General features: G+C 63.1%; 12 protein-coding genes and 1 riboswitch. Of the genes, 2 read left to right on the forward strand and 10 right to left on the reverse strand.

The annotated features are described in order from the left end of the window. Positions 1-133: 133 nt before the first annotated feature. The 10 genes from PG5_RS27455 to cobO form a co-directional block, all read right to left on the reverse strand. A complete protein-coding gene (locus PG5_RS27455) occupies positions 134-868 on the reverse strand; it encodes an adenosylcobinamide-GDP ribazoletransferase (protein WP_020800346.1) in 735 nt (244 codons plus the stop codon). 2 nt (positions 869-870) lie between these two features. Continuing rightward, the gene (gene cobC, locus PG5_RS27460; RefSeq protein WP_020800347.1) at positions 871-1,446 is read right to left on the reverse strand and encodes an alpha-ribazole phosphatase family protein; all 576 of its coding nucleotides are present in this window, start codon (positions 1,444-1,446) and stop codon (positions 871-873) included. Then, the gene (gene cobT / locus PG5_RS27465) at positions 1,443-2,498 is read right to left on the reverse strand and encodes a nicotinate-nucleotide--dimethylbenzimidazole phosphoribosyltransferase (protein WP_020800348.1); all 1,056 of its coding nucleotides are present in this window, start codon (positions 2,496-2,498) and stop codon (positions 1,443-1,445) included. The genes cobC and cobT overlap by 4 nt, the downstream gene beginning before the upstream one ends. After that, a complete protein-coding gene (cobU, locus tag PG5_RS27470) occupies positions 2,495-3,016 on the reverse strand; it encodes a bifunctional adenosylcobinamide kinase/adenosylcobinamide-phosphate guanylyltransferase (RefSeq protein ID WP_020800349.1) in 522 nt (173 codons plus the stop codon). The genes cobT and cobU overlap by 4 nt, the downstream gene beginning before the upstream one ends. A gap of 123 nt (positions 3,017-3,139) precedes the next feature. Beyond that, positions 3,140-4,591, reverse strand: coding sequence for a cobyric acid synthase (locus PG5_RS27475; RefSeq protein ID WP_020800350.1), 1,452 nt, complete (start codon positions 4,589-4,591; stop codon positions 3,140-3,142). Further along, positions 4,588-5,580 (reverse strand): threonine-phosphate decarboxylase CobD, encoded by a 993-nt coding sequence (gene cobD / locus PG5_RS27480; protein ID WP_020800351.1) that lies wholly within the window; start codon positions 5,578-5,580, stop codon positions 4,588-4,590. Before cobD ends, PG5_RS27475 begins: the two co-directional genes overlap by 4 nt. Next, positions 5,573-6,481, reverse strand: a complete 909-nt coding sequence (gene cbiB / locus PG5_RS27485; RefSeq protein WP_020800352.1) for an adenosylcobinamide-phosphate synthase CbiB — start codon at positions 6,479-6,481, stop codon at positions 5,573-5,575. Before cbiB ends, cobD begins: the two co-directional genes overlap by 8 nt. Then, the gene (bluB, locus tag PG5_RS27490) at positions 6,478-7,128 is read right to left on the reverse strand and encodes a 5,6-dimethylbenzimidazole synthase (RefSeq protein ID WP_033043976.1); all 651 of its coding nucleotides are present in this window, start codon (positions 7,126-7,128) and stop codon (positions 6,478-6,480) included. The genes cbiB and bluB overlap by 4 nt, the downstream gene beginning before the upstream one ends. Further along, positions 7,121-8,506 (reverse strand): cobyrinate a,c-diamide synthase, encoded by a 1,386-nt coding sequence (locus PG5_RS27495; protein ID WP_020800354.1) that lies wholly within the window; start codon positions 8,504-8,506, stop codon positions 7,121-7,123. The genes bluB and PG5_RS27495 overlap by 8 nt, the downstream gene beginning before the upstream one ends. After that, positions 8,503-9,114 carry a cob(I)yrinic acid a,c-diamide adenosyltransferase gene (gene cobO, locus PG5_RS27500; protein WP_020800355.1) on the reverse strand — a complete coding sequence of 204 codons (612 nt, stop codon included), beginning with the start codon at positions 9,112-9,114 and terminating at the stop codon, positions 8,503-8,505. The genes PG5_RS27495 and cobO overlap by 4 nt, the downstream gene beginning before the upstream one ends. Positions 9,115-9,196: 82 nt before the next feature. Then, positions 9,197-9,432: riboswitch (cobalamin riboswitch) on the reverse strand. Positions 9,433-9,583: 151 nt separating this feature from the next. Here cobO and PG5_RS27505 point away from each other — a divergent pair. Together PG5_RS27505 and PG5_RS27510 are read left to right on the forward strand one after the other, a co-directional pair. Continuing rightward, positions 9,584-10,168 carry a hypothetical protein gene (locus PG5_RS27505; protein WP_020800356.1) on the forward strand — a complete coding sequence of 195 codons (585 nt, stop codon included), beginning with the start codon at positions 9,584-9,586 and terminating at the stop codon, positions 10,166-10,168. Positions 10,169-10,236: 68 nt separating this feature from the next. Continuing rightward, complete coding sequence (locus PG5_RS27510; protein WP_020800357.1) at positions 10,237-11,550, forward strand: sorbosone dehydrogenase family protein; 1,314 nt, start codon at positions 10,237-10,239, stop codon at positions 11,548-11,550. Positions 11,551-11,759 lie beyond the last annotated feature (209 nt).

Consider the following 11,759-nt stretch of genomic DNA (forward strand, 5'->3'; position numbering starts at 1 on the left):
AATGAAAGCAAATTTATGTTACACCAAACCCCTCTACCTGTAGGAGCGAGCATGCTCGCGATGGACGTCAACGATGACGCTGAGTGCCTGACACCCCTCGGTGCTTGTACCTCCATCGCGAGCATGCTCGCTCCTACAGGATTAGCGCCACGCCCACCAGCACGGCTACTTCCAATAGCTCCAGCAACGCCCCTGCCGTGTCACCTGTCGTGCCGCCCAATCGGCGCAGCATCACCTGCCTCAGCCAGGCAAACATCAGCGCCGCCAGCAGCAGCGCCCAAACGCCGTTGAACCCAGCGATCAGCACACACAACAAGGCACTGACCGCCAACACCTGCTTGCCCGCCAACCGCGGAAGATGATCGGCCAGCGCCTGGCCCAATCCACCGGGACGCACGTAGGGCGTGGTGAGGAACAACCCCAGTAACGCGCTGCGGCTAATCAGTGGGACGATGATCAATAGCACACTGTGCTGCTGCTCAATCAACGCTAGCAACGCGGCAAACTTGAGCAGCAACACCAGCACCAGCGTGACCACGGCGATCGGCCCGCTGCGCGGATCCTTCATGATCGTCAGCGTGCGCTCGCGGTCGCCGAATCCGCCCAGCCATGCATCGGCGCTGTCGGCCAGGCCGTCCAGGTGCAGCGCGCCACTGAGCAGCACCCACGCCGTCAATAGCAGTGCGGCATGGAGCAGCAGTGGCGTGCCCAGCAACAGCCCGTTCAGCGCCCACAGAATCACGCCGAACAGCACACCCACCAGCGGATAAAACAGCAGCGAGCGCCCCAGCTCCTCAGGCGTCGGCATGCCCGGCAAACGAACCGGCAGGCTGCTGAGAAATTGCAGGGCGATCCAGAATGGCAACATGTTCAGCGCACTTCCCTCAAGAGACCACCGGGCTCGACCAAGAGCGAGAACAGCGCGCCGTGCGCCACTTCGACATTGAGCAGTTGCTCGCGGGGCAAGCCCCGGGCGTGGGCCAGCAATAAACGCATGACCCCGCCATGACTGACCAGCAGCACACGCTCTCCGGCGTACGCCCCATGCAAGCGTGCGACCGCCGCGAGTACTCGCGCTGAAAACTCCGCGACCGGTTCACCCTCTGGCGGGGTAAACGAATACGGATCAGCCCAGAACAAACCCAGGGCCTGGGCGTCGGTTTCCATCAGTGCCGCGGCACTCTGTCCTTCCCAGGCACCGAAGTGCAGTTCCTGCAGGTCTTTGTTCAGCTCGATCGGCAGCCCTGACTGCATCGCCAGTTCTTCGGCGAAACGCGCACAGCGCTGCAAAGGCGAACTGACCAGGCGATCCCAAGGCCCCTGCCCCGCCACCGCCTGGCGCATCTGCGCCCAGCCCTTGTCGGTCAGCGCATCGTCGAGGCTGCCGCGCAAGCCGCCACCGAGTTCTGTTTCACCGTGACGCAACAAGTCCAGATGCAAGATCATGCCGGACGGTCCGCCACCGCCGCTTCGGCAAACGTCGCCATCTGCCCGTGCAGCTCGCACGCCAGACGCAGCAATGGCACGGCCAGCGCGGCACCACTGCCCTCGCCCAGGCGCAAGCCGAGGTCCAGCAAGGGTTCGGCCTTCAGGGTTTCCAGCACATGACGATGGCCCGGCTCGGCTCCGCGATGACCGAACAACAGCCATTGGCGGCACGACGGATTCAACCGCACCGCGACCAAGGCCGCGACACTGCAGATGAACCCGTCCACCAGCACTGCAATGCCTTGCTGGGCGCACGCCAGGTAGGAGCCCACCAGTGCCGCGATTTCAAAACCGCCCAGATTGAACAAGGTCTGCAGCGCATCGCCACGTTGAGCGCCGTGCAGCACCAGCGCGCGCTCGATCACTTGCGCTTTACGACTGACACCCGCCGCATCCAGCCCCGTACCCGGCCCGGCCAGGTGCACCACCGGGCAATCGAGCAAGGCACAGGCCAGGGCGCTGGCCGCCGTGGTGTTGCCGATGCCCATTTCGCCACCGATGAACAGTTGCGCACCCATCGCAACGGCGCGCTCAACGCTGTCGCGACCGGCCTGCAACGCGCGTTCGCCTTGCGCCGCGGTCATCGCTGGCCCATGCGCAAAATTCGCCGTGCCGGGCCCGATGTTCAGGTGTCGCACACCCGCCAGGTTCAACGACGGTGTGATGGTGCCCAGGTCGACCACTTCCAGGGAGGCGCCCAACTGCCGCGCCAACACACTGATCGCTGCACCGCCGCTGACGAAGTTGAGCAGCATCTGCCCGGTGACTTCCTGGGGATAGGCCGACACTCCCTCGGCCACCACACCATGGTCACCGGCAAAAATCGCGATCCACAACCGCTCCAGACTCGGCTTCACCTGCCCCTGCAGTCCGGCCAGTTGCACCGCCACCGACTCAAGCTGACCGAGTGAGCCGGCCGGCTTGGTCAGTTGCTGTTGACGGGCTTGCGCCTGCTCGACCGCCTGGGCGTCGATCGGTTTGCAGGGGTTCAGCCACCAGGTTGGGCTCATAAAGCAGTTCCTTTCAAAGTCAGGGGCAGGCCGGCAACGGTCAGGACGACACGCTGGCAACGCTCGGCCAGGGCTTGATGCAGCCAACCGGCTTCATCGACATAGCGGCGAGTCAATTCGCCCAGCGGCACGACGCCCATTCCGGTCTCGTTGCTGACAAAAATGATTTCACCCGGCAACGACGCCAGGCATTCGAGCAAGGCTTCGCGCTCGGCCACCAGACGCTCGGTGTCATCGAGCATCAGCAGGTTGGTCATCCACAACGTCAGGCAGTCCACCAGCAGGCAGCGCTCGCTGCTGGCGGTTTCGCGCAGGATGCGGGCCAGTTCCACAGGCTCTTCGATCAACGCCCATTCGGTCGGACGGCGGGCGCGGTGATGGGCGACACGCTCGTTCATTTCACCGTCCAGGGGTTGGCTGGTGGCGATGTAGGTCACTTGAAGGCCGCTGTCTGTCGCCAGCTTTTCAGCCAGGCGACTCTTGCCGGAGCGGGCGCCGCCGAGGATTAGTTGGAGCATGGTTCATTCCTTTAAATCTTCAGTGAGGCGACGGGCCTCATCGCGGGCAAGCCTTGCTCCTACAGGATTCGGTGATCACCTGTAGGAGCAAGGCTTGCCCGCGAAGAGGCCGGAACAGCCACCTCAGAATCCACAGAGCTCACGTAATAGCTGGGTATCCAGATGCTTTTCAACCAGATCCGCCAAGCGCTCGATATCCCGCTCGCGCAAGCCGTGGTAATCCACCTCCTGCACATTCTGCAAACCCGCCCATCGCAACAGCGCACTGCACGCCGCCGGGGATTCAAACAGGCCATGCAAATAGGTGCCGAAAATTTGCCCATCGACACTCTGCGCGCCATCGCAACGACCATCGTCCAACTGCACGGCGGCATTTTCCAGGGCAGGTCCGGTGGTAACGCCAGCGTGAATCTCATAGCCGCAGACCTCGGCATTCTCCAGTGCAAGACGCCCGCGCACGTTGCGTAGCTGCTTGTGTTCTTCGAGCTGCGTGGTGAATGCCAGCAGGCCCAGGCCATCACTGGACCCCGGCGCGCCTTCAAGTCCCAGCGGGTCATGCACCTGCTCGCCGAGCATCTGCAGGCCACCGCAAATACCCAGGACTTTGCCGCCATAGCGCAGGTGTCGCGAGATCGCGGCGTCCCAGCCATTGGCGCGCAGATAGGCCAGATCGCTACGCACGCTTTTCGAGCCTGGCAGAATGATCAGGTCGGCCGCTGGAATCGCCTGGCCGGGGCCAATGAATTGCAGGTCCACTTGCGGGTGCAGGCGCAGTGGATCGAAATCGGTGTGGTTGCTGATGCGCGGCAGCACCGGCACCACCACCTTCAACAGCTGCCCGGCCTTGTCGGCCTGGCGCTGGTCGATGCCGTCCTCGGCCTCCAGGTGCAGGTCCATCACGTACGGCAGTACGCCGATCACCGGTTTGCCAGTGCGCGTTTCCAGCCAGTCGAGACCGGGTTGCAGCAGGGCGATGTCACCGCGAAAACGGTTGATGACGAAACCTTTGACCCGCGCCTGCTCGGAGGGCGACAGCAGTTCCAGGGTGCCCACCAGGTGAGCGAAAACCCCGCCCCGATTGATGTCGGCGATCAGCACCACCGGGCAATCCACCGCTTCGGCGAAGCCCATGTTGGCGATGTCGCCAGCGCGCAGGTTGATCTCGGCCGGTGAGCCCGCCCCCTCGACCATCACCACTGGATACGCTGAGCTCAAGCGTTCGTGGGACGCCAGCACCGCTTGCATCGCAATGGATTTGTAGTCGTGATAGGCCACGGCATTCATCGTGGTGACTGCACGCCCATGGATGATCACCTGGGCGCCGGTATCGCTGTTGGGCTTGAGCAGCACCGGGTTCATGTCGGTGTGGGGCTCAAGAAAAGCGGCCTGGGCTTGCACGGCTTGCGCGCGACCAATCTCGCCACCGTCGGCAGTCACCGCGCTATTGAGCGCCATGTTCTGCGGCTTGAACGGCACCACGCTGACACCCTGGCGCGTAACCCAGCGGCACAGTGCCGTCACCAGCGTGCTTTTACCGGCGTCGGATGTGGTGCCCTGCACCATTAGCGTGGTCATTGGCTTTCCCTGGTGAAGGCGTCGAACGCGCAGTCGAGGCGGGCCCAGTCTGCTTCATCGCCAGGCAGGCCGAAACGCAGGCTGCTGTTGTGGGTGAACAGGCGCAATAGAATGCCGCGCCGGGCCATGAACTCGTGCAGTACTTCGGCGCGCTCGGTGATTAGCCATTGGAACAAGGCGCACCCGCCTTGGGGTTGGAAGCCGTGCCGGGTCAACAGGGTGGCCAGCCGCGCACTGGCCTCATCGGCGCGCTCGCGCTGCCGAACGTGCCCTTCGGTGTCGCGCAGGCACGCCTGGCCCAGCACTCGGGTCGGCCCGCTGACCGCCCACGGCCCTACTTGCTCGGCGAGCAACTTGAGCAACTTGCGCTCAGCCAGGACAAAACCCAGGCGCACGCCGGCCAGGCCGAAAAACTTGCCAAAGGAGCGCAGCACGATCAAGCCTACCTGATGGGCAAACGGCGCCACACTCAGGTGCGGCGTGTTGTCCATGAAGGCCTCGTCCACCACCAGCCAGCCACCGCGCGGGGCCAGGCGCGAATGCCAGTCGAGCAGCCGCGCGGGCGTCAGGTTCAGCCCGGTTGGATTATTCGGGTTGACCACCACCAGCACGTCGAGGCTATCGACGAAGAAGTCGACCTCCTGCTCCAGCACTTCGCGCACGATGTAGCCATTGCGCCGCCACGCCTCGGCATGTTCGGCATAACAGGGTGACAGTACGCCGACCTTGCCCGCCCGCCGCAAACGCGGCAGCAACTGGATGGCCATCTGCGAACCGGCGACCGGCAACGCTTGCAAGGTGCCGTAGTAGTCGCAGGCCGCCTGCTCCAGACCGTCATTGGTTTCCGGCAATCGCGCCCAGGCCCGTTGCGGGATGTCCGGCACTGGAAACGGCCAGGGGGCCAGGCCGCTGGACAGGTCAAGCCAATCGGCTTCATCGATGCCGTAATCGTGCGCCGCCTTGCGCAGTCGTCCGCCGTGCTCAAGCATAAAATTCAGACCCCACGCACAGAATCAGCAGCCACAACCATACCCCACGCTGCACCAGTTGCCAGCCGCGGTCGATGGCGTCGGAATCCGCCGGCACGCCCTCGCCCAGCGTCGGGCGCTGATGCAGTTCACCGTGATAAATCGCCGGCCCGCCCAGCTCGACGCCTAACGCACCGGCCCCCGCCGCCATCACCGGACCGGCATTCGGGCTGTCCCAGGTTGGCCCCTGGGTACGCCAGCATTTCAACGCCAGTCGGGTCTTGCCCAGCAGTGCATAGGTCAGCGCCACCAGGCGCGCCGGAATGTAATTGAGCACGTCGTCGATCTTGGCCGCCGCCCAGCCGAAACGCTCGAAGCGTTCGTTGCGATAGCCCCACATCGCGTCCAGGGTGTTGCTCAAACGGTAGAGCACCACGCCGGGCGCACCGGCCACGGCAAACCAGAACAGCGCGGCGAACACCGCGTCGCTGCCGTTTTCCAGCACCGATTCGGTGGCGGCACGGGCCACGGCGGTTTCATCCAGATCACTGGTTTTGCGGCTGACCAGATAACTCACGCGTTGGCGCGCTTCTTCAAGGTCACCGCTGCGCAAGGCCTTGGCCACCGGCGTGACGTGCTCGCCGAGGCTGCGCATGCCCAGGGCGCAATAGAGCGCGAGAATCTCGACGATCCAGCCGACGTACGGCGCCCATGAGAGCGCCGTGGCCAACAGGGTCAGCGGCACTACGGCGATCACCCACGCGGTGACCCCATGGCTGCGCCAGCCGCGACCGCCACCATTGAAACGTTGCTCGATGCGCTCGGCGAAACGGCCAAACGCCACCAGCGGATGCCAGCGCTTGGGCTCACCCAGCAGCGCATCCAGCGCTACCGCGGCGACACTCAACAACGCCACACTCATTGACTCACTCCCCAATAATTTTCGTACAGCAGCTCACTCAACGGACGCGCCTGCGCCCAGCCTTCGAGCACCAGCATTGGCGCCGGATAGAAGGCCTTGACCGGTCCCAGGCAGAGAATGGCCAGGGGCTTGGCACCAGGCGGCAGGCCCAGCAGGTCCGCCAAGGCTTGCGGTTCGAACAGCGAGACCCAGCCCATGCCCAGCCCTTCGGCGCGGGACGCCAGCCAGAGGTTCTGGATGGCGCAAGACAACGAGGCCAGGTCCATTTCCGGCAGGGTGCGACGACCGAAGATGTGCCGTTCGCGATCGTCCATCAACGCGGCGACCAGCACTTCGGCGCAATCGTTGATGCCCTCGACCTTGAGGTGCATGAATTCGTCGGTGCGCTCACCCAGGGCCTCGGCGGTGCGGATACGTTCTTGCTCCACCAGCTGTTGGATCTGGCCACGCAAGGCTCGATCGCTGATGCGGATGAACCGCCAGGGCTGCATCAGGCCGACACTTGGGGCCTGATGCGCGGCTTCGAGCAGGCGTCGCAGCAGCTCGGGCTCGACCGTGCCGCCGGCGAAGTGACGCATGTCGCGGCGTTCACCGATGGCGCGGTAGACCGCGTCGCGTTCGGCCTGGCTGAAGGCGTTGTCAGTCATGGCTCTTCGCGAGCAGGCTCGCTCCCACATTTGATATGCGTTCCCCTGTGGGAGCGAGCCTGCTCGCGAAGGCGTCCGTCCAGTCAGGCGCAAACAAAGCGGCAATCGCTGATGGATTGGACGGGAAATAAAAGTGCACGTAAGAGGCCGTCATCCGCCCCTCACGATAAACCGCTTCGGCCCCACGCCCGCCGTTAGGACTCAGGCCACGGGCAATCGGAACAAGCTCGGTCGTGGTCAACGAATGGTGATAGGTATGCCCGCGCAAAGAACCTTCCGGCAGCTCAACCGCTTGCAGAGCCAATGCAGCAAGGCGCTTTTGCATCACCGCGTCGCCCTTCAACAAGCCGACCAGCTCGGCACGAGTGCCCTCGACATCGGTCAGCGAATCGAGCAAATAAAGCATGCCGCCGCATTCGGCCAGCAAGGGTTTGCCTGCCGCGTGGTGGGCGCGGATGGCGCTGAGCATGGCAGTGTTCTGCGCCAATGCCACGTGGTGCAATTCCGGATAGCCACCCGGCAGGTACAGGCTGTCGGCCTCTGGCAAACCTGCATCACGGATCGGCGAGAAAAACCGCAGCTCGGCGCCCATCGCCCGCAGCACATCGAGACTGGCGCCATAGGTAAAGGCAAACGCTTCGTCACGGGCCACGGCGATGCGCACGCCAGCCAGCAAGGGCTCGACTGTCACCACATCGGGCGCGGCGAATTCCACCGCCGGCGGCAGTTCGACTTCGCAACTGCCGGCCAGGGCCTCGGCCGCCGCATCGAGGCGCACATCCAGGTCATTCAACTCGCTGGCCTGCACCAGGCCAAGGTGTCGACTCGGCAATTCGATCCCGGTCTCCCGTGACAAGGCGCCATACCAGCGCAGGCCTTCGGTCAGGCTGCCTTCGAGCAGTTGCGCGTGGCGCAGGGTGCCCACGCGGTTGGCCAGCACGCCGGCAAACGGCAAGTCCGGCTGATAACGCGCCAGGCCCAGGGCCAGTGCGCCGAAGGTCTGGGCCATGGCGGTGCCGTCGATCACAGCGAGCACCGGCACGCCGAAATGCCGCGCCAGGTCAGCGCTGGACGGCGTACCGTCGAACAGCCCCATGACGCCTTCGATCAGGATCAGGTCAGCGTCGCCAGCGGCCTCCCACAACAGGCGGCGACTGTCCTGCTCGCCGACCATCCACATGTCCAGTTGATACACCGGCGCACCGCTGGCGCGTTCGAGGATCATCGGATCGAGAAAGTCCGGGCCGCACTTGAACACGCGAACCTTACGGCCCTGGTTACGATGCAACCGGGCCAGCGCAGCGGTCACGGTGGTCTTGCCCTGGCCGGACGCCGGCGCAGCAATCAGCACCGCCGGGCAACGTCGAGGCTGGTTCACAGCTCCACGCCTTTTTGCGCCTTGATACCGGCCTGGAAGGCGTGCTTGATCATGCCCATTTCAGTGACGGTATCCGCCAGTTCAACCATCTCCGGCTTGGCGCCGCGACCAGTAACCACCACGTGCTGCATAGGCGGACGCGCCTGCAAATCGCTGAGCACCTGATCGAGATCGAGGTAGCCGTGCTTGAGGGCGATGTTCAGTTCGTCCAGCACCACCAGGCCGATGGACGGGTCGCGCAGCAGTTGCTGCGACACCGCCCAGGCCGCTTCGGCAGCCGCGATGTCGCGCTGGCGATCCTGTGTTTCCCAGGTGAAGCCCTCGCCCATCACATGAAAACGCACCTGCTCGGGAAAGCGCCGGAAGAACAGCTCTTCACCGGTGCTGTTACGTCCCTTGATGAACTGCACCACGCCGCACTGCATGCCATGCCCCATGGCACGCGCCAGCATGCCGAACGCCGAACTGCTCTTGCCTTTGCCATTGCCGGTCAGCACCAGCAGCAGGCCACATTCGTTTGGGGAATTGGCGATGCGTTCGTCGATCACGGCCTTTTTGCGCAGCATGCGCGCCAGGTGACGTTCGTCACGATCAGGATTGTCAGACATGGGGGAGCTCTCCGTTGAGGCAGGATTAACGGCGGGCAGGCACAAGAATAGACGGCAAGAAGCCTGGCATCGCCCACCGTGATGCCGCTTGGATGGATCAGGCCGGTCTCCGGGCTCATGAGCGGCGTGAAGCCTCGCTGCGCGCCTTCCCGCATCGATGGATCGACGCAGTGGCTTCAAGCGCAGTGTTCACTCATTTACCGTTGCGGGGGCAGCGCCGGGATCGCAGGGCTTCATCGACTGAAGCGCTCACTCACCGGCTTCCCTGTTTCACTCTGTCGACCCAAGCCACAGAGCACCTGAAACAAGCGGCGAAGGTTAGAGGGTTGGGGGTGGAGCGTCAATTGAAGACAGGGTGCCGGAACGAATAACTGCCAACCATTCATAAAATGACGTCAATCTTGTGTCACACTCACTTCAGTGATATCAATTTGCCACAATCTCACAACACAATAATAAGGTGAGCCCCATGCAAGGCATGATCATCAGTAATCCGAAGCTGGAATTCCTGCGTCCGGTGCTGGAGCGCTGGTTCGACTGTATCGATCGTTATAACGCCGTTCGCGGCGACAACGAGACACCCTACTGGCTCGATGAAAAAGCCAACCTCGGCCTGCTTTCTGCCGCGGCATGGATGGCTGAGATGGTCACGCTGCAACAATCGCCCACGCGCAAACAGACCGAAGAAGGCGAACGCAACGGCCGCGCCGACCTGTTTATCGCCACCACCGAAGATCGCGCCTGGCTGCAGGCCACGCAGCGCTGGCCACGCGTTAACAGCCTGAACCTGACCCAGGCCTTGCTGGACATCACCAGTGACGCGAAAAAAATCAGCTACGCCAGCGACCTGAGAATCGGCTGCCTGTTCGTCGCTCCCCACAAGAGCCAGCAAGGCGCCACCCCGGAGGAACTCCAGGACATGGTCGATGACCTGCAAAAGGAGCATTGCTGCGCCGTGGCCTGGTATTTCCCCTATGCCTATCGCAAATTGCGCAATGAAGCCGGTCACTATCACCCAGGCATTGCCGTGTTGCTCAAGGAAGCTCGCGGCTAAAGGTTGAACCATCGGGCTTTGCCGCTTCTCTATGATTTAAGTCACTGCATTCATAGGGAAGGTCAGCAATGCGCACATCCGAGCTGGTTTTCGTCATCGCATTAGCGGGAGGGCTCGTCGCCTGTGGCGAAACCGCCCGCTTGCAAGTCACCGACGGCATCGGGCCGTCCCCCAAGCTACCGGAACCGGACAAGACGCTGTTCCCGACAATGAACATCGCCCCGGCCATTGGCTGGGCGGACGGCGCAAAACCCGTCGCGGCCAGCGGTACTCAGGTCGGCGCATTTGCCGAGAACCTCGATCATCCACGCTGGCTTTATGTGCTGCCCAATGGCGACGTGCTGGTTGCCGAAACCAATGCCCCGCCCAAACCCGATGACAACAAAGGCATCAAGGGCTGGATCACCAAGAAAGTCATGGGGCGCGCCGGTGCCGGCGTGCCGAGCCCGAACCGCATCACCCTGCTGCGAGATGGCAACCACGATGGCGTTGCCGAAACCCGCACGGTATTCCTGGAAAACCTCAACTCGCCCTTCGGCATGACCCTGGTCGGCAATGACCTGTACGTGGCCGACACCGACCGGCTGTTGCGCTTCCATTATGAGAACGGCGACACGGCAATCCAGAACAAACCGATCAAGGTCGTCGACTTGCCAGGGGGCACCCTGAACCACCACTGGACCAAAAACGTCATCGCCAGCAAGGACGGCAGCAAGCTGTATGTCACGGTGGGCTCCAACAGCAACGTCGGCGAAAACGGCATGGACCAGGAGCAAGGGCGCGCGGCGATCTGGGAAGTGGATCGCGCCACCGGCAACCACCGGATCTTCGCTTCAGGCCTGCGCAACCCCAACGGCATGGCCTGGGAGCCGCAAAGCGGTGCGCTGTGGACGGCCGTGAATGAGCGGGACGAAATCGGCAGCGACCTGGTGCCGGACTACATCACCTCGGTGAAAGACGGCGCCTTCTATGGCTGGCCATTCAGTTATTACGGCCAGCATGTCGACGAGCGTGTCGACCCGCAAAACCCGGACCTGGTGGCCAAGGCGATCGCCCCGGACTATGCGGTGGGGCCTCACACCGCTTCACTTGGCCTGACCTTTGCCGAAGGCAACCGATTGCCGGCGCAGTTCAAGGAAGGTGCGTTCATCGGCCAGCATGGCTCCTGGAACCGCAAGCCGCACAGCGGTTACAAAGTTATTTTCGTGCCCTTCAGCGGTGGCAAGCCAAGCGGGCAACCGGTGGATGTGCTCACCGGGTTCCTCAATGATGAGGAAAAAGCCATGGGTCGGCCGGTGGGCGTGGTGATCGATCAGCAAGGCGCCTTGCTGGTGGCCGATGATGTGGGGAATAAGGTGTGGCGGGTGTCGGCCGCTCATTAACCTGCACTTGAAAAACAGGCCGACCGGTCGGCTTTTGCTTTGGCTTTGGCTTTGCTTGGCTTTAGATCTTGATTTTCTTGCCCTCTCACACCCTGAGCCTGTCCGTCAACCTGTGACGACGTCCATCGGGGCCTCTACCAACGTTGATCCATGCCGCATCGAAGCTTGTTGTGGGAGATTGTTTTCTGAGTACATATCCGTTGCTGCGG

The organism is Pseudomonas sp. G5(2012) (genome assembly GCF_000408945.1).
Classification (GTDB): Bacteria; Pseudomonadota; Gammaproteobacteria; order Pseudomonadales; family Pseudomonadaceae; genus Aquipseudomonas; species Aquipseudomonas umsongensis.

What these genes read in the sequence shown, in the direction of transcription:
- PG5_RS27455 (WP_020800346.1), bottom strand. Translation starts at nt 868, where the DNA reads ATGTTGCCATTCTGGATCGCCCTGCAATTTCTCAGCAGCCTGCCGGTT.
- cobC (WP_020800347.1), bottom strand. Translation starts at nt 1,446, where the DNA reads ATGATCTTGCATCTGGACTTGTTGCGTCACGGTGAAACAGAACTCGGT.
- cobT (WP_020800348.1), bottom strand. Translation starts at nt 2,498, where the DNA reads ATGAGCCCAACCTGGTGGCTGAACCCCTGCAAACCGATCGACGCCCAG.
- cobU (WP_020800349.1), bottom strand. Translation starts at nt 3,016, where the DNA reads ATGCTCCAACTAATCCTCGGCGGCGCCCGCTCCGGCAAGAGTCGCCTG.
- PG5_RS27475 (WP_020800350.1), bottom strand. Translation starts at nt 4,591, where the DNA reads ATGACCACGCTAATGGTGCAGGGCACCACATCCGACGCCGGTAAAAGC.
- cobD (WP_020800351.1), bottom strand. Translation starts at nt 5,580, where the DNA reads ATGCTTGAGCACGGCGGACGACTGCGCAAGGCGGCGCACGATTACGGC.
- cbiB (WP_020800352.1), bottom strand. Translation starts at nt 6,481, where the DNA reads ATGAGTGTGGCGTTGTTGAGTGTCGCCGCGGTAGCGCTGGATGCGCTG.
- bluB (WP_033043976.1), bottom strand. Translation starts at nt 7,128, where the DNA reads ATGACTGACAACGCCTTCAGCCAGGCCGAACGCGACGCGGTCTACCGC.
- cobO (WP_020800355.1), bottom strand. Translation starts at nt 9,114, where the DNA reads ATGTCTGACAATCCTGATCGTGACGAACGTCACCTGGCGCGCATGCTG.
- PG5_RS27505 (WP_020800356.1), top strand. Translation starts at nt 9,584, where the DNA reads ATGCAAGGCATGATCATCAGTAATCCGAAGCTGGAATTCCTGCGTCCG.
- PG5_RS27510 (WP_020800357.1), top strand. Translation starts at nt 10,237, where the DNA reads ATGCGCACATCCGAGCTGGTTTTCGTCATCGCATTAGCGGGAGGGCTC.